Origin of the sequence: Paraburkholderia sp. BR10923, from assembly GCF_040948765.1 — a bacterium.
GTDB classification, from domain to species: Bacteria; Pseudomonadota; Gammaproteobacteria; order Burkholderiales; family Burkholderiaceae; genus Paraburkholderia; species Paraburkholderia youngii.
This window is the reverse complement of record NZ_JBFPKO010000014.1, coordinates 180,020-200,833: the sequence shown is the minus strand read 5'-3', so window position 1 is coordinate 200,833 and position 20,814 is coordinate 180,020. Positions and strand designations below refer to the sequence as shown.

Sequence of the window (20,814 nt, the reverse complement as noted above, 5' to 3'; positions counted from 1 at the left end):
GCGAGGGTGACGGTGATGGCGGTCATGGTCATGGCCATGGCGGCGAAGGTGACGGTGATGGCGGTCATGGCCACGGCCACGGTGGCGAGGGTGACGGTGATGGCGGTCATGGTCACGGCCACGGCGGTGATGGTGATGGCGACGGTGGTCATGGACATGGTCTCGGTGGCGAGGGTGACGGCGATGGCGGTCATGGTCACGGCCACGGTGGTGATGGAGATGCCGGTCATGGTCACGGTGACGGCGGCCACGGCGAGGGCGGTCATGGCGAAAGCGCTCACGGTGACGGCGGCCATGGCGAGGGTGGCCATGGCGAGGGCGGTCACGGCGAAAGCGGCCACGGTGACGGCGGCCATGGTGACGGCGGCCATGGCGAGGGCGGTCACGGCGAAAGCGGTCACGGCGACGGCGGCCACGGCGGCAGCGGTCATGGTGACAGCGGCCACGGTAGCAGCGGTGGCGAAGGCAAGGGCGGTTCTGCCAACGGTGGCCGTGGCGGTGAAGGTGGCGGCCAAGGCAACGGCGGTTCCGGACACGGTGGCCATGGCGGTGAAGGCAGTGGCGGCCAGGGCAACGGCGGTTCGGGACACGGTGGCCATGGTGGTGAAGGCGGTGGCGGCCAGGGCGGCGGCGGTTCCGGACACGGTGGCCATGGTGGTGAAGGCAGTGGTGGCCAAGGCAACGGCGGCTCGGGCAACGGTGGTCATGGCGGTCAAGGCGGTGGCCAGGGCAACGGCGGTTCTGGACACGGCGGCCATGGAGGTGAAGGCGGCGGCCAGGGTAACGGCGGCTCGGGCAACGGTGGCCATGGCGGTGAAGGCGGTGGCGGCCAGGGCAACGGAGGCTCCGGACACGGTGGCCATGGCGGCGAAGGCGGCGGCCAGGGCGGCGAAGGCGGCGGCCAGGGCGGCGGCGGTTCCGGACACGGTGGCCATGGAGGCAACGGTGGTGGCGGTGGCAACGGCGGCGGCCAGGGCGGAAACGGCGGCAACGGTGGTGGCCAAGGCAGCGGTGGTTCCGGCAACGGAGGTCACGGTGGCCATGGCGGCGACGGCGGTAACGGTAGCAACGGCGGCGGCCAAGGCAACGGCGGCAACGGTGGCGGCTTCGGCAACGGAGGCTTCGGTAACGGTGGGCACGGAGGCCATGGCGGCTACGGCGGCGGTGGCTCCGGCAGTGGCGGCCACGGCGGCAGCAACCATTAGGCAGTGGCAAGGGTCCCGCGAACCCTGCGGGGCTCTCTCCAGGAAGGGAGGCCGGCGCCGCCCGGCCTCCACACCGACCGCGCTCGAGCACCGCGGGGAATTTGCAGCGAAGAAGCCAGCAAAAAACCAGGCTAGCGAATCAGCAAGCCAACCCGCAAACAAAAACGCAATCAGGCAACAAAGCGGACGGCCCCCGCCGTCCGCTCAACCGCTCAACTCAATCACCCTCTCCTGCACGACCAGAAAAACCCGCTCCCCCAAAACGCGCCCCGTCTCACGCGCGCCTCCAGTAAAACTCCCGAACGCCGGCAGCACCCCCCGATCGATCCCGAAGCGAAAGCACGGCACGCGCACTGAATCGATCCCCGTCGCGATCCGATAGACCGGATGCACATGCCCCGCGAGCACATACCCGTGATCGACCGCATGCGGGTGATGACACAGCGCCCACGCCCCGAAATGCCACGGCTCGCGCACAGACTCGACATCCAACGAAGGCGGCAACGCACCGGCATGCCGATCGTGATTGCCTTCGACTAGCACCACGCGCATCGACGCATGCCGCGCGCGCCACACATGCAACGCATCGAGTGTGGGCGTCGACAGCGACTCGCGCGCATGCAGCAGATCGCCGAGAAACACCAGCATCGCCGGCTCGAACTCGGTGATCAGACGATCGATTCGCAGCAGATTCTCCGCGGTCGAACCCGTCGGCACCGGAATGCCACGCGCGCGAAACACCGCATCCTTGCCGAAATGCGCATCGGCGATAAAAAGCGCGCGCAGCACCGGATCGAAACACGCGCGCAAACTCGATAGCACGAGAGGCTGTCCGCCGACGTCGATCGCAAGAGAGTTCGCCGTCATCGTTGCGCCGCCTTTTCGAGTTCGGCCAGCATTCGCTCGACGCGATCGGCGAGCTTCTCGGTGCTGACTTTTTCGCGCAGGCGTCCGACGATCAACGGAAACGCGAACGGCGTCGGCTTGCTGGGCCGCGTGAGCACGACGCGGCTCGCGTTCATTCGTTCGAGCGCGATACGGATGCGCCGCACGTCGAGTTCCTGCAGCAGTACTTCGGTATCGGCCTGGCCCAGCAGCAGATTGCCGCGATCGTGCTGACGAAAGATCTCGTAGAAAAGCCCGCTCGAGGCCTGTAATTGCCGCGCGCTTTTCTGCTGTCCAGGATGCGCCTGAAACACGAGGCCCGACACCCGCGCAATCTCACGAAAACGTCGCAAAGAGAGTTCGGACGAATTGAGGCTTGCAAGAATGTCGTGATCGAGTTCGTCAGGTGAAAGCAGGCCATTGCGCAAGTGCGTGTCCCAATCGAACGCCTGCGCGCACAGCAATTCGAAACCGTAGTCGTTCATCGAAATGGAAAACGTGCCGGGCTCGTCGCGCGCGACCCGCCACGCGAGCAAAGCGCCAAGCCCGATATGCGCGGTGCGCCCGGCGAACGGATAGCAGAAGAAGTGGTAACCCTCGCGCGATTTCAGCAGCTCGACGACCAGCACACCCGGCTCGGGCAACGCCGACCACTTCTGCTGCAATTCGAGCAGCGGCCGTACCGCGCGCATTTCCGGCTCGTCGTAGATGCCGTCGGCGGCGCGCGCGAGCATCGTCAGTGTCGCGTCGGCGAGCTCGGACGATAGCGGCATGCGGCTGCCGGCCCATTGCGGCATTGCGCCACGCGATGAGCTCGCACGCCGCACCCACGCCGTCATATCCTGCACGCGGATCAATTCCAGCGCGCGGCCGCCGAACGTGAATACATCGCCGGGTCTGAGCCGTGAGATGAACGATTCCTCGATTGCGCCAATGCGACCGCCCGATAGATACGCCACGTTCAACGTCCCGTTCGCGACGATCGTGCCGATGTTGTTGCGATGCCGGCGCGCGAGATCGTCGCGCGGCACGCGGTACAGACCGTCGCTATCGCGCGCGACGCGATGGTAGTCGGGATACGCGCGCAGCGTCGCGCCGCCGCCTTCGACGAAACCCAGAGCCCAGTCGAACTCCTGCTGCGTCAGATCGCGATATGCATAGGTATGCAGAAGTTCATCGTACAACTCGCGCGCGTCGAAACCACCGCCGATCGCGACGGTGACGAGATGTTGCACCAGCACGTCGAACGGCTTTTGCGGCGTATCGCGGCTTTCGATCTGCCGTTTGTCGACGGCTTCACGCGCGGCCGCCGCTTCTATCAATTCGAGCGCATGCGTCGGCACGATCGTCACCCGCGACGGCAAACCGGGTGCGTGTCCCGAGCGGCCCGCGCGCTGCATCAAACGCGCGACGCCTTTTGGCGAGCCGATCTGGAACACGCGCTCCACCGGCAGAAAATCGACGCCGAGATCGAGACTCGACGTACACACCACGGCCTTTAGCAAGCCGTCCTTCAATCCGTGTTCGACCCACTCGCGTACGTGTTGATCGAGCGAGCCGTGATGCAGCGCGATCACGCCGGCCCATTCGGGGCGCGCGTCGAGCAGCGCCTGATACCACACCTCGCATTGCGAGCGCGTGTTCGTGAATACGAGCGACGTGCGCGCTTCGTCGATCGCCCGCGCGACCGCATCGACCTGACGCATACCCATGTGACCGCCCCACGGAAAGCGCTCGATCGTGTCGGGAATGATCGTGTCGACGATCAGTGCCTTCGGCAGCGCGCCGTGCACACTGACGCGCGGCGTCGCGACCGGCGCGAGCAGGACCTCGGTCGCGAACGACAGATTGCCCAGCGTCGCCGACAGCCCCCATACCTGCAAGCCGGGCCGCCAATGCGTGAGACGCGCGAGCGCGAGTTGCGTCTGTGTGCCGCGTTTGTTGCCGAGCAGTTCGTGCCATTCATCGACGATCACGAGCCGCACCTGAGACAGTACTTCGCGCGCATCGGCGCGCGTCAGGATCAGCGTCAGACTTTCGGGCGTCGTGACGAGCGCGGACGGCATGCGTCGGTTCTGGCGCTCGCGTTCGGCGGCCGACGTATCGCCGGTGCGCAGACCGACGCTCCAGGGTACCGCGAGTTCGGCCGCGGAGCTTTGCAACGCGCGCGCGGTATCGGCCGCGAGCGCGCGCATTGGTGTAATCCAGAGCGCCGTCAGCGGTTCGGGGTGCTTGCGCGGCGTCGACGCCGCACTCGCGAACGCGGCGAGCGCGCCGAACCACACGGCCCAGGTTTTGCCGGCCCCGGTGCTTGCGTGCAGTACGCCGCTCGCGCCAGCGGCGATGTTGCGCCAAACCTCGCGCTGAAAATCGAACGGCTGCCAACGGCGCGCGGCGAACCATGCGTCGAGTTTGTCCGCGAACGGGCGGCGCGCGTCGTCGGGTGAATACGAGGGGAACGGCAGCGGCTCGAAAGCGGATTCGCGCGCATCGAGCCGCGCCTGTTGGGCACGGCTGCGCGGAATCCGGCGCGGCCTTGGCGCGCGAACGCGCTCGTCGGCGGGCGCTGGCGCGGCGGTCGGGTTGTCAGCGGGGTTGTCGGAAGGGGCCGGCTCGGTCATCGGAAGCGCTCTCAACGGGTGCGGCGGATTCGCGTGCCGGCGACTCGCGCCGGATGTTCATGTGGACCGCGGGCTCGCGCGGCGGTTCAGCGAAGTTCGTGACAGGCGCGCAACGACCCGCGGCATCCGGCAGTATTTGGGAGCCTCGGCCGACACCCGATCCGTTACAATCAAACGGACTACCCCATTGGAGATTTGCTTTGAAATCACTCGTTGCTTTGCTGGCCGCAGCCGTGCTGTCCTCAACCGCGATGGCTGCCGCGCCGACCACGGAGAAGCTGCCGTCCGGCGTCATCGTCGAACATCTGACGCAAGGCACGGGCCCGCAGCCGTCCGCGACCGACGTGGTAAAAGTCAACTACCGCGGCACGCTGCCCAACGGCACCGAATTCGATAGCTCGGCCAAGCATGGCGGCCCGGCCACGTTCCCGCTCAATCGCGTGATTCCGTGCTGGACGCAAGGCGTGCAGAAGATGAAAGTCGGCGGCAAGGCGCGACTCACGTGCCCGGCGGCGACCGCATATGGCGATCGCGGCGTCGGCCCGATTCCGCCGAATACCGATCTGACCTTCGAAGTCGAACTGGTCGACATCGTCAAGTAAAGCGCGCGAGCGGCGCTAAAGATGCACTGCCACCGAGCCTCGCTGCGCCAATCGCAGCGAGGCTTTTTTATGGGCGCCGAATGGCCCGCCAAGGGGATTCACGATGAAACGTGACAAAGGTACCGTACAGGTGGCGAGCATTGGTTTTACCGGCAAGAGCGCCCAGAAGTTCTTCGGTTTGTTGAAAGAGGCCCAAGTGCGTACGGTGCTCGACATTCGCCTCAACAACACGTCGCAGCTGGCGGGTTTTGCGAAAAAGCAGGATCTGCCTTTCTTTCTCGAGCAGTTGTGCAATGCGGCGTACGTGGAAATTCCGGAGTTGGCTCCCGAGCCGGAATTGCTCAAACGCTACCAGGGCAAGCAACTGAGCTGGGAGAACTTTCGCGAGGAATATCTCGACCTCATCGCGCGCCGCCGTGTGGAAAGCAATCTGGATATCGCGCTATTTGAATCGGGCTGCCTGCTTTGCAGTGAACATTTACCACATCATTGTCACCGGATGTTCGCGCTCGAGTATCTGAACCAGCACTGGAACAATCGTCTTTCCGTTACGCATTTGACCTGACCGGCGCCGGTCGGGCCGGGTTACGCTTTCCGCCTCGTTGCCCGGCGGCTTGCTGTGCCGGCGGGTTGGATCTCGCTGGCGCGGCCGGCGTTTTCCTTCAGTAGCCCGAATAGTAGCGTGGCGCGAAACGTGGAAGAACACGCCCAACACGCATGTTATTTCAAGGCGAGTGCCGCTCGCTCGTCTACTATCTACTCACGCGCAGATCCCTGTATTCGTCTCGCCCTATCGCCGGCCACAGACCGGCCGTGATTATGCGCGCCAGGAGCGCCTGCCATGAACATCGACTTCCATTACGGCGTGGTCTACATTGCCGCGCGCGTCGGCGGCATGACGGCCGGCGATGCGCAAACCGTCGCGCATGCCTGCCAATACGTCGACGACGCAACGACGAACGGAATACTGCGGTTCAAAGGCGGCGAGACATTCGAGCGATTCGCGACCGCGCACAAGTTATTCGATTACGCCAATACCGAGAACGACCAGAATCGGCTCGTGTGGGCGCCGTTCCATTTTCTGCCGGCTGGGGTGGGTGACAGTCTCGAGGAAAAGGCGGTTTGCCGGCCCGACAGTGAAGTCGCGCGCGAAGTCGTGCGGCGCGCGATCCGGCAGCGCGATTCGGAGACCGCGTTGCACCGGCTCGGCGTGACGCTTCATACGTATGTCGATACCTGGGCGCACCAGGGATTCGCGGGCATCGAAAGTCCGTGGAATCGCGTGCATCTTCTCGAAGCGCAGGATTGCACGCGCAAAGGCTGGCTCGCGAGCCTGGAACTGGCGGTTGCGCATCTGATCGAGCGCGTCGAGACGGACGTTCTGACGATCGCGTTGCCGGTCGGCCACGGCGCCGCGTTGCATTATCCCGACCAGCCGTGGGCACGCTGGCATTACATCGACGGCTGCAATCACTTCATCTCACGACACAATTTGCCGGATTTCGTGCAGGCGGCGGACATGAGTTGTCGTGTCGTGCGAGCTTATCTGGCCGGACGCGAAGATTTCGAAAACCAGCCCGGCATCCCGGACGACGTCAAAGACGCACTGACCCGACTGCTCGATACGAACCGCGAACCCGACGACAACCTGCGTCTGAGAACCGTTTGCGAATGGGTGAATGCCGGCCGTATTCCGGGTTTGAAAGAACCCGTGCCCGGCTATATCGCGAAAGGACACGGTTCGTGGAAGTACCAGGCCACCGGTTTGTTGTGCGATGACGACACCGGGGACAGACCGGAGTGGACGACCGCCTTCGAGAAGAGCGACTACCGCCTCTTTCACGACGCGGTCAAACAGCATCGTTTCGTGACTACCCAGGAGATCTTGCCCGCGCGCGGATTACGCATTGCCTGAGTGAATGGAGCGGGGCGCCAGTTACTGCATTTTGGCTTGCTGATGTGGCGCGGCCTGAGTCGCCGCCTGCTGTTCTTCGGCGTGCTTTTTGGCCACATGCCGTCCGACGATACAGCCGCCGACCGCGCCGACCACCGCATGATGTCCCGCATAGTGTCCGGCGACGCCGCCCACTACCGCTCCTTTCAGGCAACCGGCCGCGTTCGCGGTGCTTGCCATTACCAACGAGACTGCCAGTGCCCCGAGGGCGGTCCGAATAAAGTCAGCTTTCATTGTAAGTACCATCGTGTTTGAGTGGATCGAAGTTAGGGTGGCCCGGCGTCTTTTTCAATAGCCGCCGCGAGGCTGGCGGCTGACAAAGGACTCTCTATTGGCTCGGCATCCGCCGCTGGGCACGGATACGAAGTGTAAATGGACCTGCGCAGAGCAGGAGCAACAGGTGCTGCAAGATCGGTAACGGCAAGTTACCGGAGCCGGGGGCTTTGCAGGCATCGTCACTGATGTTTCGCACACGCTTGAATCGGTTCGCTATAGCGGTTCGCCAAAAAAAGACCGTTTTCAAATAAAAAGTGGGCTACTCTCCTTTGAATATTCAAATGCCGGGCTATAGTAGAAGCGACTAAAGCCAGAAAGCATGACGGCGCGCTTTTGCCGTCGATGCCGATGACGGGAAAACACAAATGACGCCATCGAATGCAGCGATCTATCAGACCAGGACTTGCACACCGGAGTCGTTGCGTACGCTCGCGAGCTTTCTCGAATTGGCGCTCGACGAGGGAAAAAGCGTGGTCGTCATGCGGATCGGCAAGCAGGCGCGCAGCGTTTATGTCGGAAATCCATCCGGTGCATTGGAGGATTTAACGGATTCCGGTGTCGTCGATGCTTCCCAGGCAGATGAAATGCTGCTACTGACCCGCGTGGGCCTGAACCGGATAACGGCGGACGGTCAACACTACCGCTTTATACGGAGTGTGAGGTACATTGCCGATCGCCAGGTCGTCGTTTTTACACCGATCTGAGTGGTGGAACCGAAACGAAAAAGAAGAATCACGAGGGAAGGAAAAGGAAGAAATCTTCGATGACCCGCTAGAAAACCTGAAAGCTTTGTTATTTGAAGGCTGCATCGGCGCTGGTATCGATGTATTGAAGCTCAGGATAGGTCAATAGACTGCCTTTCTTCCGTCATTCATGGCATAGTTCGACGATTACCACATAAGGAGCAATCAAATGCCTTCGTTAGAGCAAATCCAAGCAAAGCTTAAGAAGCTCCAGGCGCAAGCTGACGTTCTCATTGCCAGAAAAGCACAGGCCGCGGTCGATCAGATTCGCGAGTTGATGCTCAAGCACGGTCTGACGACTGCCGATATCGAAGCACAGGCAAAGGCACGACGCTCCGCGCGAGGTCTGAATGGCAATACGGGTACGGGCCGGGGAAGACCTGCTGGCGTGAGCAAAGCCGCCAGGTCGGCAACGCCGGCGAAGTACCGCGACCATAAAACCGGCGCGACCTGGACGGGTCACGGCCGCGCGCCTGGCTGGATCGCCGGCGCGAAGGACCGCACGGTGTTCCTGATCGACGCTGCGAGCGCAAGCAAAGCCGCGGCTACTCCCGCCGCTAAGCGCGGCAAAGGTCAGCCGAAAGGCGCCCAGCCGCCGAAGTACCTGGATCCGAAAACCGGCGCGACGTGGAGCGGACGCGGTCCGGCGCCGGCATGGCTTGCTTCCGTTAAGGATCGCAGCAAATTCCTGATCGATGGCACGAGCGCGGCTGCCGCTCCGAAAGCGGTGAAAACGGCGGCAAAGAGCGGCCAGGCGAAAGCGACCGCAAGCGCGGTAGGCAAGAAGACCACGGCGAAAAAAGCAGTGGCGAAAAAAGCAACGCGCAAGACGGCCGTGAAAAAGACCGCAGCCGGAAAGGCAACGCCGGCAAGCCGGAAAGCCGCGGTGAAGAAAACCGCTGGCCGCAAAAGCGCTGTGAAGATGGCAAGAAAAGCACCGGCCCGCAAGGCTGCTGCAAAGAGCACGGCCGCCCCCGTCGCGGCGGCTCCGCAAACGCCCGAGACGCAAGCAGGCGCGTAACAGCCGCGGAGCCGTGAAGTAGATGGTTAGCACGTTCGATGCATCCCGGCAGGAAGATCAGGTCTTCCTGCTGGACTCCGTTCCTCATCCGGCAGCCGATGCCGCCGAACCATTCATCGTTGCCAGCGATCGCCGTGTAATCCTCACTTATCCGATCGCGGAGTCGGACTTTGAACGGTTCGGGCCATTCGATCCCGACGACGATCCTTTTTGCGCGGTATTGTTCGCCGACGCCGTGTTTCATCGTCTCGGGCCGCCGGGCGATGATGCTCTCGCCATTCATCCGCTCGCGGCGCAAGGTCTCACTGGCTACGCGGTGCATGAAATCGTCAATTCGTCGTTGTGCGCGGAGATTGCCGCCGTGACGACTGATCCGATCGCGATTGCTGCCGAGTCACCGGCGCGGCGGCATTTCGTCATTACGTTTCAGGCATCGACGTTCGAATGCGTGGCTTCGGACTATACGGTCATCGGCGTATTCGGCGCGGGCGAAATAGCCAGACGCGAGGCATTTGCTTTGGTCAGATAACGCGTTGGAACCGGAAAGCAAGGCGCGGTCCCGATGCGGGCACGCGCCGTGCATGACCTGAGGATCGTGAGAGCCGGGCACGAGTCCGGCTCTTTCCCGTCGGACGAGGGATGCGCATGCCGTGTCCCGCCGCCTGCCATCGAGGCCATGCATGCTGACCATTGCTATTACCGCGTTCGTCACGCTGGTGATCGTTCTCGTGATCGCCAATCTGTCGAGCGGCGAGAAGAAAATAGAACATAAGATCGAGCGGCTCTATAAGAGCGAAGATCCGCAATTCCTCCGCTCGATGGGTCTATTGCTCGGTCCGCCCGTGGTGCCGGGTAATCGCTTCGAGATGCTGCTCAACGGCGACCAGATCTTTCCGTCGATGCTCGAAGGCATTCGGTCGGCGCGCGAAACCATCACATTTGAAACGTTCATTTACTGGTCTGGCGAGATCGGCGAGCAGATTGCGCGTGCGCTTGCCGATAAGGCGCGTGAAGGCATCGCCGTGCATGTCCTGCTCGATTGGGTCGGTTGTTCGAAAATGGATCGGCGCTATCTGCAACTGCTGCGCGAGGCCGGCGCCGAAGTGGTCAAGTTTCACAAACCGCATTGGACCGGACTCGGTCGCATGAACGATCGTACGCACCGGAAACTATTGGTGATCGACGGCCGGATCGGTTTTACGGGCGGGGTCGGCATTGCACCGGAGTGGACCGGTCACGCGCAGGACGAAAAGCATTGGCGCGATACGCATTTCCGCTTGACCGGTCCAGCGGTCGCCCATATGCAGGCCGTCTTCATGGATAACTGGATCAAGGCGACCGGCAACGTCTTGCACGGTCCCAGGTATTTCCCGCACATCGACGCCGAGCCGAAAGGAGAGGGCGAGGGTTTTGCGCATATGTTCAGCAGTTCGCCGTCGGGCGGCAGCGACGACATGCAGCTGATGTATCTGATGGCCATCACTGCCGCGACGCGCAGTTTGCAGCTTGCGAGCGCGTACTTCGTGCCCAACAAGCTCACCATCAACGCGATCGTCGAAGCCGCGAAACGCGGCGTCAAAGTACAGATCGTCACGCCGGGCAAACGCATCGATACGCACACGGTGCGCGAAGCGTCGCGGGCATGCTGGGGCGATCTATTGAAAGCGGGCGTCGAGATCTACGAGTACCAGCCGACCATGTTCCATTGCAAGTTGCTGGTGGTCGACGAGTACCTGGTGTCGGTCGGCTCGACGAACTTCGATAACCGCTCGTTCAAGCTGAACGACGAAGCCAACCTGAATATCTACGACCGCGCTTTCGCCAGACAGCAGACCGCCGCGTTCAACGACGATATCGCGAAGTCGAAGCGCATCACACTCGAAGCATGGACGCGACGTTCGTTTACCGAGAAGGTCGTCGAAAAGTTCGTACGGCTGCTGGACACGCAGCTTTGAATAACTGAATAGAAAGTGTCGACGCGCCGACGGATCAGTGAACGGCGCCGCTCAGATACGCTTCGATGTCGGGGCGCAAAGCCTGCGTGCCATTGTGTTGCTCGATGGCGGCCGCATCGACGAGGCGCGCTTTCGCATGTCGATACGCATTGGCAAAGCCGCGCAGTTGCTGCGTGACCGGACGATCGTCGAGCCGGCGTCGTGTGAGCGCTTGCACGATGCTGCGTTCGATCAACGCCAACTGGCTGTCGATGTAGTCGATGCACAGTTCGCGGCAGCGCGACGATGCCGCCGCGACGCTTAGCAGTGCCGGCACGAGCGAGATCGTCAGAAAACCGCCCGCGGGGATGCGTGCCAGCGCGGCGGGTGAATCGAACAGGTCGGAGCGCAACGCTTCGAATACGGCTTGCGTCCAGATTGCGCGCTCCTGTTCTAACGCACGACGCCGCCGCGCGAGCGCATCTTTAGCGTGCGGATCGGCAATGCGGCCTTCGTCGACCAGCAACGCCGCATCGTCGCGTTTGCCTTCCTGTATGCATGCGCTGCCGACATAGATGGCGCTGGAGCCGCGTTCGGCCAGCACCAGATGTTGCAGGCTGTCCGGCACTAGCGGGTCGAGCGGCACCACTTCGCAGGTCAGCGGCTTGCCTTGCAGATGAATCGCGCAGCGTCCGTCGTCCGCGAGAGCAGGGCAGCGCGCGAGCGACGGATAGTCGAAGCCCTGCGCGACGATGCTGAAGGTATCGCCCGCGCGATACAGCAGCGTATCGGCGAGCACTTCGAACGCCGCGCAGTCGGCTTCGTCGAGCACGGCTTCATGCCGGCCGACGCGCAGCCGTTCGCCGGGCCGCCTGCGCGCCACGCGTCCAATCGCAATGCAGCCGATAAACCGGTCGGGATGGCGAAACAACTCCGCCAGCGTCATCGACGGTGGACTGTTGCAGCATCGACCGCACGCGGAGCAGGAAAACGAAAACGTGTTCACCACGGCCGACGCACCGAGTCCTGATAACGCGTGAGGATGAAATGCGCGACGTCGTTCGAATGATAGGCGGCGACCAGTTGCGCGACCCATGGGTGCTGGCGATCGCTGTCGCGCACGGTCAGCACGTTTGCATACGGCGAGCGCGCGTCTTCGAGACTGAGGCCGTCGCGAGCGGGGCGAAGACCTGAGCGCGCCGCCGTGTCGCTGTCGATCACGGCGAACGCGACGCTGTCCAACGAGTCGTACAGGCGCGCGCGCGGCACCTGGCGAATCTTCAGATGGAGGCGGTTGCTCGTGATGTCGGCGAGCGTCGCGTGCAGGCCCGCGCTGTCGCGGAACGTCAGCAGCGTTTCGTTTTGCAGAAGGATCAGCGCGCGTGCGGTGCCGGCGGGATCGTCGGGTATCGCAATCGTCGCGCCGCGCTGCAATTGCACGAGATTCGTCAGCTTGCGCGAGTAGAGCGCGACCGGAAACGTGACGGTCGTGGCCACGCTCGTCAGTGCATAGCCATGCTGTTTGCGCTGCGCGTCGAGCGCGGGTTCGTCTTCGAAGCTCGCGACGTCGATCTGTTTCGCGACGAGCGCCGCGTCGATCCGCGACGGCTGATCGAACACCACGATGTCGAGCGCGAGGCCCTCGGTCGCGGCGACGCGGCGCACTTCGTTCATGATTTCCGCTTGCGCCCCCGAACTCACCCCGACTTTGATGGTCTGCGCGGCGGCGTACGCGGGTTCGGGCAGCCAGGCAGTCAACACCGCGAACGCAAGCGCGGCAATCGCATATCGCTTCATGACCGATCCCTCGACACCGTGCGAAAGCCGATATGCGAAGCCGGCAAATCGGCTTCCTGCTGCTCGCGCGACGCCGCGCGATACCTGACGCAATAGTCGCGCGAGCACAGGAACGAGCCGCCCTTAATGACCATCGGCGTATCGTGTCGGCGACTGAGCGGCGCCACGGCCGCGGTATCGCCGTTCGTATGCGATTGGTGCGGACCGCTGTACACGTCCTTGGTCCATTCCCACGCATTGCCGATCATGTCGTAAAGCCTGAAGTCGTTCGCCGCATAGCAGCCGACCGGTGACAGGCCGGCATGACCATCCTCACTGGTGTTGAGCACCGGAAACACGCCTTGCCAGTAGTTCGCGCTCGGCTTGCCGTTCGCGTCGCGCGGCGCGGTGTCGAGATCCGCGCTTTCATGGCCGGCTTTGCCCGCGTATTCCCATTCGGCTTCGGTCGGCAGATCGCGGCCGAGCCAGTGTGCGTAGGCGAGCGCATCGGCCTGCGTGACCATCGTCACCGGTTGATTCATGAGGCCGTCGAGATTGCTGCCGGGGCCGCTCGGATGATTCCACGCGGCCCCTTTGACCCAACTCCACCACGCGAGATCGCGCGCGTTCATTTCCTCGCGTGTCGGCGTGTGAAAAACGACCGCGCCGCCCTGGCGCTCCGCATCGCTGACGTAGCCGGTCGCGCGCACGAACGCGGCGAACTGCGCATTCGTGACGTCGGTCTGGTCGATCCAGAAGCTGGCAACGTGCGTCTTGCCGTTGCCGGCCGGGCGCTCGTCTTCGTAACCGAGCTTGCTGCCGAACACGAAGTCGCCACCATGCAGATGCACCATGCCGGCATGCGGGTCGTCGCGCCAGCGCGCAGGCAGCCCAGAGTATCGCTCGCATTGCTGCTCGGAGCCGAGCGCGGCGAGCGGGCGCGAGCGGTTGAGGCTGTCGAATGCGCTGGACGGGCCGCCGCCGAATACTGCCGCGCTCGCCACACCGATGGACGGCGCGGCAAACGCGGCGGCGAATGCGGCCGCCGCGATCGCGGCGTATGCGCCATAGAGCGCCACGCCGCCTTTGAGCTTGAATGAAAGCGCCATCGTGTGCTCAGTAGTAGCCGCGCGGACGCAACGGCTCGACGCCGCCGACGCTAGTCATATAGTCGTTCCACTGCTGCACGAGACCATCGATGATCGACGGGTTCTGCGCGGACACGTCCTGCGTTTCGCCGCGATCGGCGCTCATGTCGTACAGCTGCCAGTGACCGTCGACGGGGCCGAGCGGCGGTTCGGTCCACAGAGCTTTCCAGCGGCCGTCGGCGCTGCGCAGATAACCGCGGCCGTAGGCCTCGTCGCCGAACGACGCACTATGCACGGGCGCCGTGCTCTGATCTTCGAGTTGCGGCAGCAGAGATCTTCCGGTGATCGGATACACATAGCGGTTGTTGTAGACCACCTTGCCCTTGTTCTGATCGACGCCGGTCAGCGTGTTGATCAGCGCGGGCGCGGGCGTGGTCGGCGGCGCGATCTGCGCGACCGCGAGGAACGTCGCGGTGTTGTCCGTCACGTGCGTGAATTCACGCAACGTCGGCTTTTGCGAAGTCTGGCCCGGCAGATGCACGATCAACGGTGTCGACACGCCGCCTTCGCCCGAATAACCCTTGGTCAGGCGGAACGGCGTCGCGCTGACTTCGGCCCAACGCAAGCCGTATTGCAGACGTTGCGCGTTCTGCTTGCCGTTGTCGGTGCCGAGTTGCGAGTAGGTCGGATCGGCCGCGTTCGCGGTGTCGGTGGCGGTCGGGTCCGCGCCGGAATCGATCGGCCAACCCTCCGCGCCGTTATCCGACTGGAACACGATGAACGTGTTGTCGTATTCGCCGATGTCCTTCAGATGCTGGATCAAGAGGCCGATGTTGTGATCGAGGTTCTCGACCATGCCCGCGTAGATTTCCATGTAGCGTGCCTGCGCTTTCTTCTCGGCCGGCGACAGGCTGTCCCACTTCTTGTTCACATAGCCGGGGCCGTAGTCGGTGTAGCCCTGCACGGCGCTGTGTACGGCGCTCACGTATTTCGCGTTCGTGGTGCCGTTGTTCGCGGTCGCCGGGCTTGCGGCCAGCGTCTCCGATGCGCCGCCGTACGGCACGAAGTCCTGTGGAATGATGCCGAGCGCTTTCTGCCGGGCGATCCGTGCATCGCGGATCGCGTCATAACCGGCATCGTATTTGCCGACGTAGTTGTGCAGATAAGGATCGGGCACTTGCAGCGGCCAGTGTGGTGACGTATAGGCTGCGTACGCGAAGAACGGCTTGCCGTCGCCCTTGTTCGAATCGATATAGGAGATCAGCCGCTGCGTGTAGAAGTCGGTCGAGTAGAACACGGCTGGGCTGCCGCCCGCGCCGCCCGGTTGCCCAGGCTGGCCCGGCTGCACGTACTTGCCGTCTTCGGTGTAGTTCTTCGAGCCGGCCAGTTCGTGCGCGAAGTGATTGGACGCGGCGCCGCCGAGCAGCGCGTAGCTGTGCTCGAAGCCCCATTGGTCCGGCGTCTGCCCGCTGCCCGTCGCGCTGCCGACGATGCCCGAGCCGATGTGCCACTTGCCGGCCATGTACGTGTGATAGCCGCCGTCCTTCAGCAACTGCGCAACCGATAGCGCGCGATCGTTCAGATAGCCTTCGTATCCCGGCAGTCCTTTGCGCTCGTCGGTCGGCACGCCCATCGTGCCCTCGCCGACCAGATGGTGATCGGTGCCCGAGATCAGCATCGAACGCGTGATCGCGCAGACGGTGCCCGTGTGGTGATTCGTCAGGATGCGGCCGCTTTGCACCAGCGCATCGAGATTGGGTGTGTTGATTTCGCCGCCGAACGCGTGGATGTCGGAATAGCCGAGGTCATCGGCCATGATGTAGAGAATGTTCGGCCGCTTTTGCGCGACGACCGGCGCGGCATTCGACGCGGCGGACGCGGCCGGCAGGTTGTCTTCGCCGCACGAGGCGAGCGTGACGAGGCTCGCGACAGCGGCGCCGATCACGCCGAGACGCAATGAAGTGCGATAGCTGGTACGGCGAAATCGAGGAGTTGTCATTGTTATTGCGGACCGTAGGGTAGGGCCGCTGATGTTAGCAATGACGTTATCGAGGCCAAACGAACGATTTCTGCGTTGCTATCGACGTTTGCCGATATAGCAGACAACAAATGCCAGAGGCGAAAACATCGCCAGTTGCCGAGTTAATTGCCCCGATTGAGCACGGGCTTATCAGGGTCCGCCTGCGTGCGGTACGGCAACTGAGTGGCGTGAGGATCGGTGATCGTATTGTCGATTACGCGCTCGACGTCCGCCGTTTTGGCCAGTTCGTTCAGGAAGGTCTTTTTGTCGAAGCCCGGCGCGACGCAACCTTCGACGTAGATGAAGCGGCGTTGCAGCGTCAGCCATAGCGTCGATTGCTCGCGCCAGTGCGTCGCGACGTTCAGATTCGCGAGACGCCGTTGCACGCTGTCCGCGATTTCCGCGTCGTACAGATACGCGTTCGGCAAACGGCAACGGCCTTCGATCCAGCAGCTATTGCCGCGTTCAATCCGGTAATGGCTATCGTCGAGCCATTCCTTTTCGGTTTCGAACGGGCCGAGCGGCGTCGGGCAATCGGCGACAGCTTTGGAGATCTGTATGAATGGATCGTGGCCGCGATTGACGCGCGCCGGTTCGCCATAAACGCGAGCCGCGGCCACGCAAAGCATCAGGCTGGCGAGACTCAGTTCGAACACGCGTTTCATGCTGTGGTCGCCCCAGGTGTGGACCGGCTCATTATCGCGCGCCAGCGAACCTCAACGCTTGTTGCGCCGATTCTCGACCGCGAACTTGATCAACTCCGCCTGCCCTTCGATATCGAGCTTGCGCTTCAGATTCAGCCGGTGCGTCTCCACGGTTCGCACCGACAGATCGTTGCGCTGCGCGATCTGCTTGCTCGACAGTCCCTCGGCAAGCGCATCGAGAATATCGCGCTCGCGCGGCGTCAAACGTTCGACTGGCGATTGCGTCGCCGACGCCTGGATCAGTCGGGCGCTAATCTCCGCGCTGAAGAACGTCTTGCCGTCGAGTACCGCGCCAATTGCCTGAATGATCTCGAGCGCCGGCGAATCCTTCAGCACATAGCCGCTCGCGCCCGCGCGCACCGCCTGGGTCACGTATTCGAGGTTGTCGTGCATCGACAGCATCAGCACGCGAATCGCCGCAAAGCGCTCGTGAAAAAGGCCTGCCAACGCAATGCCGTTCATGCCGCTTTTCATGCCGACATCCATTAGCGCCAGATGCGGCGCCTGTCGTTCGGCCACAGCGAGCGCTTCCTGCGCGTCGCCCGCTTCGCCGACCACTTCGAAGTGGCGCACTGCTTCGAGCCGTGCGCGCAGACCGTCGCGCACGAGCGGATGATCGTCGACGAGCAGCAGACGCGCGATGGAAGGAGAGGCCGTGTCGTTCATGACGAGAATTCCTGCAGGGGCGGCATCGTGGCGTGCGTCGTTGGCAGCGGCACGCGCGCGGTAACGGCGGTGTGTCCCGGCTCCGAGTTCAGCGACAGCGTGCCGCCGAGCGCTTCGAGCCGTTCGCGCATGTTGCGTAGACCGACACCTTCGAGTCCGCCGACGAATGCGTCGGCCACGTCGAAGCCGCGGCCGTTGTCGGAGATCGTCAGCGTGACCGCGTCGCGCGACACTTCGAGCGCAAGCGCCGCGCTCGACGCCTGCGCGTGCCGCACGATGTTCGTCAGCGCTTCCTGAGCGATACGAAACAGCACGGTGTTGACCGTATCGGGCAGCGTGGCCGCATGCGTGTGCGCGATCTGCGTGAAGCCGATCGCGATGCCGGACTCGTCGCCGAGTTCGCGCGTCAGTTGTTCGAGCGCGGCGGCGACGCCGAGATCGTCGAGCATCGACGGACGCAGCGCATGAGAAATGCGCCGGACTTCGCGCAGCGTATCGCCGAGCCGCGTGAGTCCGGTGGACAACGCGGCCTCGGCGGCGGGCACGCGCGCGTCGCCGCGTTCGAGCCGCGCGAGCGCCGATTCGAGCAGCAGCTTCACGGACACCATCATCTGGCTGATGCCGTCGTGCAGTTCGCGCGACAGGCGTGCACGCTCGTTTTCCTGCGACTCGACGACCTGCTGCGCGAGCCGCTTCAGCTTCGCGTCGGCGCTGCGATATTCGGTCACGTTCAGCACGAGGGCGCACAACGCAATGACCGCGAGGCCGGCCACGGCGATCGCGTCGATCCACTTCATCGTGCGATCGATATTGGCCGCAGCCTCCTCGTCGATATGCGCGAGCGCCGTGTCGACGTCGTCGAGATAGATGCCGGTGCCGAGCATCCAGCCCCAGCGTTCGAGCGGCACCACGTAGCCGAGTTTCGACTCCTCCTTGCCGGTCGACGGCCGGTGCCACAGATAGCGCACGTAGCCGCCGCCGCGCGCGGCCGCGGCGAGTAGCTGCTGGATCGTCGGCGCGCCGTGGCTGTCACGCAACGACCATAGATCCCGGCCCACCAGATCCGGCTCGCGCGGATGCATCAGCGTGCGGCCGTGCAGGTCGTACACGAAGAAGTAGCCGTCCTCGCCGAAATTCATCTTCTCGAGCACCGCGAGCGCGCGCGTGCGCAGCAGCGCGTTGTCGCGCGCGTTGGCGCCGCCGGCTTCGTAGAGCGGCGCGATCGCGGTGGTCGCGAGCTCGACATAGTGCTTGAGCTCGACCTCCTTGCTGGCCATGTAGGCGGCCTGGGTGGTCGCGTGCTGCCGCTCGGCTAACGCCGTCGCTTCGCGGCGCACGCCGGTCTCGATGCTCGCGATCGCCGCCAGAAAGGGCACGATCGCAAGCAGCACAATCTTTGCTTTGAGTTTCATCGTTGAAAAAAGCCAGTCAACGGGCTACGTATTATTACGTAGACGGCTTACGTAGTTGCGCGCTTGTAAGGAAAGGCGCGAAGGCGAATACTACATGCCCGTCGCATCCCGCGCTGCGCCAGGCCTGGCGGGCGCGTGTGCGGCGTTGCCGATTTCCCCGCACGAGCCATCGCGCGTGCTGTCGATAATACTCAAGGAGACGTTCGTGGAGACCTCCCCGCCGGCCGGCCGTTCATGGCTCTGGCTCATTTTGCTGATCCCCTATATCGCGCTGCTGTGGCTGCCGTTCTATAACGACACGCATCCGTCGCTCGCGGGCTTTCCGTTCTTCTACTGGTATCAGTTTCTGTGGGTGCCGTTGACCTCGCTGCTGATTTACATCGTGTATCGAGGTCTCAAATGAGCGATCTGAATCCTGTGAACCCGGTTGCGATGACGGTATTCATCGCATTCTTCGTGCTCGTCACGGTGATCGGCTTTTTCGCGGCGCGCTGGAAGCGCGGCGATCTGACGCAGTTGCACGAGTGGGGCCTCGGCGGCCGGCAGTTCGGCACGATCATTTCGTGGTTCCTCGTCGGCGGCGATTTCTACACCGCTTATACGGTGATCGCAGTGCCCGCGCTCGTTTTTTCGGTGGGCGCGTACGGCTTCTTCGCACTGCCGTACACGATCATCGTTTATCCGTTCGTGTTCGCGGTGATGCCGAAGCTGTGGAGGGTTGCGCACGCGAAGAACCACATCACCGCGGCCGACTACGTGCACGGCGAATACGGCGGCAAGTGGTTCCCCGCAGCCATCGCGCTGACCGGCATCGTCGCGACGATGCCGTATATCGCGCTGCAACTGGTCGGCATGCAGGTCGTGATCAAGGGTCTCGGCGTCAGCGGCGAATTGCCGTTGATCGTCGCGTTCGTGATCCTCGCGCTCTATACGTATGCGAGCGGCCTGCGCGCCCCGGCGATGATCGCGTTCGTCAAGGACATCATGATCTATATCGTCGTGATCGCGGCGATATGGCTGATCCCGGTGAAGCTCGGCGGCTATGGGCACGTGTTCGAACTGGCCGATGCGCACTTCCAGGCGAAGGGCGGCGCGACCGGCATCCTGCTGAAGCCGAACCAGTACACCGCGTTCGCATCGCTCGCACTCGGCTCGGCGCTCGCCGCGTTCATGTATCCGCATACGATGACGGCGGTGCTGTCGTCGTCGTCGGCAAAGACGGTTCGCAAGAACGCGATCTTCCTGCCGGCCTACACGGTGCTGCTCGGCCTGATCGCGCTGCTCGGCTATATGGCGATCGCCGCGGGCGTGAACGTGAAGTCGGCGAGCGACGTGGTGCCGGCGCTGTTCGGTACGCTGTTCCCGTCGTGGTTCGTCGGCTTCGCGGCCGCCGCGATTGCGATCAGCGCGCTGGTGCCGGCCGCGATCATGTCGATCGGCGCGGCGAATCTGTTCACGCGTAATCTGTGGCGTCCGCTGGTGTCGCCGAACCTCTCGCCTCAAGCGGAAGCGGCCAACGCGAAGATCGTCTCGCTGGTCGTCAAGTTCGGCGCGCTGCTGTTCATCGTGTTCCTGCCGACGCAGTACGCGATCGATCTGCAACTGCTCGGCGGTGTGTGGATTCTGCAGATTTTCCCGGCCATCGTGTTCACGCTGTACACGCGCCGTCTGAACACGCCGGGTCTGTTCCTCGGCTGGCTGGTAGGTATCGTGCTCGGCACCGGCCTCGCGATTTCGCAAGGGCTCAAGCCGGTGTACGGCCTGCATTTCGGCCACGAGAACTATCCGCTGTATATCGGCCTGATCGCGCTGGTCGCGAACATCGTCGTGAGCTTCGTGGTGTCGGCAGTGTCGCCGCGTCGGGCTGCCGTGACGGCCTGATCCACGTTTGTCCGGCTCGATGAAAA

General features: G+C 63.3%; 20 protein-coding genes. 9 read left to right on the top strand and 11 right to left on the bottom strand.

Translation table 11 applies throughout. The features are described 5' to 3' along the window. From AB3X94_RS24970 to AB3X94_RS24960, 3 genes are all read right to left on the bottom strand, one after another. On the bottom strand, positions 1–1,148 hold a 1,148-nt coding region (locus AB3X94_RS24970; RefSeq protein ID WP_368613027.1), incomplete at its 3' end, for a hypothetical protein. Between the two features lie 261 nt (positions 1,149–1,409). Beyond that, entirely contained in the window at positions 1,410–2,072 is a 663-nt protein-coding gene (gene pdeM, locus AB3X94_RS24965; RefSeq protein ID WP_368613026.1) for a ligase-associated DNA damage response endonuclease PdeM, read from the bottom strand. Then, a complete protein-coding gene (locus AB3X94_RS24960; RefSeq protein WP_176106612.1) occupies positions 2,069–4,711 on the bottom strand; it encodes a ligase-associated DNA damage response DEXH box helicase in 2,643 nt (880 codons plus the stop codon). Before AB3X94_RS24960 ends, pdeM begins: the two co-directional genes overlap by 4 nt. 200 nt (positions 4,712–4,911) lie before the next feature. Between AB3X94_RS24960 and AB3X94_RS24955 the strand changes: the two genes are divergently transcribed. From AB3X94_RS24955 to AB3X94_RS24945, 3 genes are all read left to right on the top strand, one after another. After that, a complete protein-coding gene (locus AB3X94_RS24955) occupies positions 4,912–5,313 on the top strand; it encodes an FKBP-type peptidyl-prolyl cis-trans isomerase (RefSeq protein ID WP_013092241.1) in 402 nt (133 codons plus the stop codon). Positions 5,314–5,416: 103 nt separating this feature from the next. Beyond that, positions 5,417–5,878: a DUF488 family protein gene (locus AB3X94_RS24950; RefSeq protein ID WP_176106611.1), complete on the top strand. Its 462-nt coding sequence runs from the start codon at positions 5,417–5,419 to the stop codon at positions 5,876–5,878. A 276-nt stretch (positions 5,879–6,154) separates the two neighbouring features. Then, positions 6,155–7,228 (top strand): DUF6765 family protein, encoded by a 1,074-nt coding sequence (locus tag AB3X94_RS24945; RefSeq protein ID WP_176106610.1) that lies wholly within the window; start codon positions 6,155–6,157, stop codon positions 7,226–7,228. A gap of 21 nt (positions 7,229–7,249) precedes the next feature. Here AB3X94_RS24945 and AB3X94_RS24940 read toward each other — a convergent pair whose 3' ends face one another. Continuing rightward, entirely contained in the window at positions 7,250–7,447 is a 198-nt protein-coding gene (locus tag AB3X94_RS24940; RefSeq protein ID WP_176106609.1) for a hypothetical protein, read from the bottom strand. Between the two features lie 461 nt (positions 7,448–7,908). On the opposite strand from AB3X94_RS24940, the gene AB3X94_RS24935 reads away from it, so the two are divergent. The 4 genes from AB3X94_RS24935 (at position 7,909) to cls (ending at position 11,262) form a co-directional block, all read left to right on the top strand. Continuing rightward, positions 7,909–8,247 (top strand): hypothetical protein, encoded by a 339-nt coding sequence (locus tag AB3X94_RS24935; protein WP_176106608.1) that lies wholly within the window; start codon positions 7,909–7,911, stop codon positions 8,245–8,247. Positions 8,248–8,455: 208 nt separating this feature from the next. After that, positions 8,456–9,307: an H-NS histone family protein gene (locus AB3X94_RS24930; RefSeq protein WP_176106607.1), complete on the top strand. Its 852-nt coding sequence runs from the start codon at positions 8,456–8,458 to the stop codon at positions 9,305–9,307. 22 nt (positions 9,308–9,329) lie between these two features. Continuing rightward, positions 9,330–9,836: a hypothetical protein gene (locus AB3X94_RS24925; protein WP_368613025.1), complete on the top strand. Its 507-nt coding sequence runs from the start codon at positions 9,330–9,332 to the stop codon at positions 9,834–9,836. Between the two features lie 151 nt (positions 9,837–9,987). Continuing rightward, positions 9,988–11,262, top strand: coding sequence for a cardiolipin synthase (cls, locus tag AB3X94_RS24920; protein WP_368613024.1), 1,275 nt, complete (start codon positions 9,988–9,990; stop codon positions 11,260–11,262). A 34-nt stretch (positions 11,263–11,296) separates the two neighbouring features. Here cls and AB3X94_RS24915 read toward each other — a convergent pair whose 3' ends face one another. The 7 genes from AB3X94_RS24915 to AB3X94_RS24885 all read right to left on the bottom strand — a co-directional run bounded on the left by AB3X94_RS24915 (position 11,297) and on the right by AB3X94_RS24885 (position 18,907). Next, positions 11,297–12,187 carry a hypothetical protein gene (locus AB3X94_RS24915; protein ID WP_217709878.1) on the bottom strand — a complete coding sequence of 297 codons (891 nt, stop codon included), beginning with the start codon at positions 12,185–12,187 and terminating at the stop codon, positions 11,297–11,299. 56 nt (positions 12,188–12,243) lie between these two features. After that, entirely contained in the window at positions 12,244–13,038 is a 795-nt protein-coding gene (locus AB3X94_RS24910; protein WP_368613023.1) for a MetQ/NlpA family lipoprotein, read from the bottom strand. Continuing rightward, positions 13,035–14,126, bottom strand: coding sequence for a formylglycine-generating enzyme family protein (locus tag AB3X94_RS24905; RefSeq protein ID WP_368613022.1), 1,092 nt, complete (start codon positions 14,124–14,126; stop codon positions 13,035–13,037). The genes AB3X94_RS24910 and AB3X94_RS24905 overlap by 4 nt, the downstream gene beginning before the upstream one ends. A gap of 7 nt (positions 14,127–14,133) precedes the next feature. After that, complete coding sequence (locus AB3X94_RS24900; protein ID WP_176106601.1) at positions 14,134–16,104, bottom strand: arylsulfatase; 1,971 nt, start codon at positions 16,102–16,104, stop codon at positions 14,134–14,136. 143 nt (positions 16,105–16,247) lie between these two features. Then, on the bottom strand, positions 16,248–16,790 hold the full coding sequence (locus AB3X94_RS24895) for a hypothetical protein (RefSeq protein ID WP_176106600.1): 543 nt from the start codon (positions 16,788–16,790) through the stop codon (positions 16,248–16,250). A gap of 51 nt (positions 16,791–16,841) precedes the next feature. Next, positions 16,842–17,495 (bottom strand): response regulator, encoded by a 654-nt coding sequence (locus tag AB3X94_RS24890; protein ID WP_368613021.1) that lies wholly within the window; start codon positions 17,493–17,495, stop codon positions 16,842–16,844. After that, a complete protein-coding gene (locus AB3X94_RS24885; protein ID WP_176106598.1) occupies positions 17,492–18,907 on the bottom strand; it encodes a cache domain-containing protein in 1,416 nt (471 codons plus the stop codon). The genes AB3X94_RS24890 and AB3X94_RS24885 overlap by 4 nt, the downstream gene beginning before the upstream one ends. A gap of 205 nt (positions 18,908–19,112) precedes the next feature. Between AB3X94_RS24885 and AB3X94_RS24880 the strand changes: the two genes are divergently transcribed. Continuing rightward, entirely contained in the window at positions 19,113–19,310 is a 198-nt protein-coding gene (locus AB3X94_RS24880) for a DUF3311 domain-containing protein (protein ID WP_018434172.1), read from the top strand. Next, positions 19,307–20,788, top strand: a complete 1,482-nt coding sequence (gene mctP, locus AB3X94_RS24875; RefSeq protein ID WP_176106597.1) for a monocarboxylate uptake permease MctP — start codon at positions 19,307–19,309, stop codon at positions 20,786–20,788. The genes AB3X94_RS24880 and mctP overlap by 4 nt, the downstream gene beginning before the upstream one ends. Positions 20,789–20,814 lie beyond the last annotated feature (26 nt).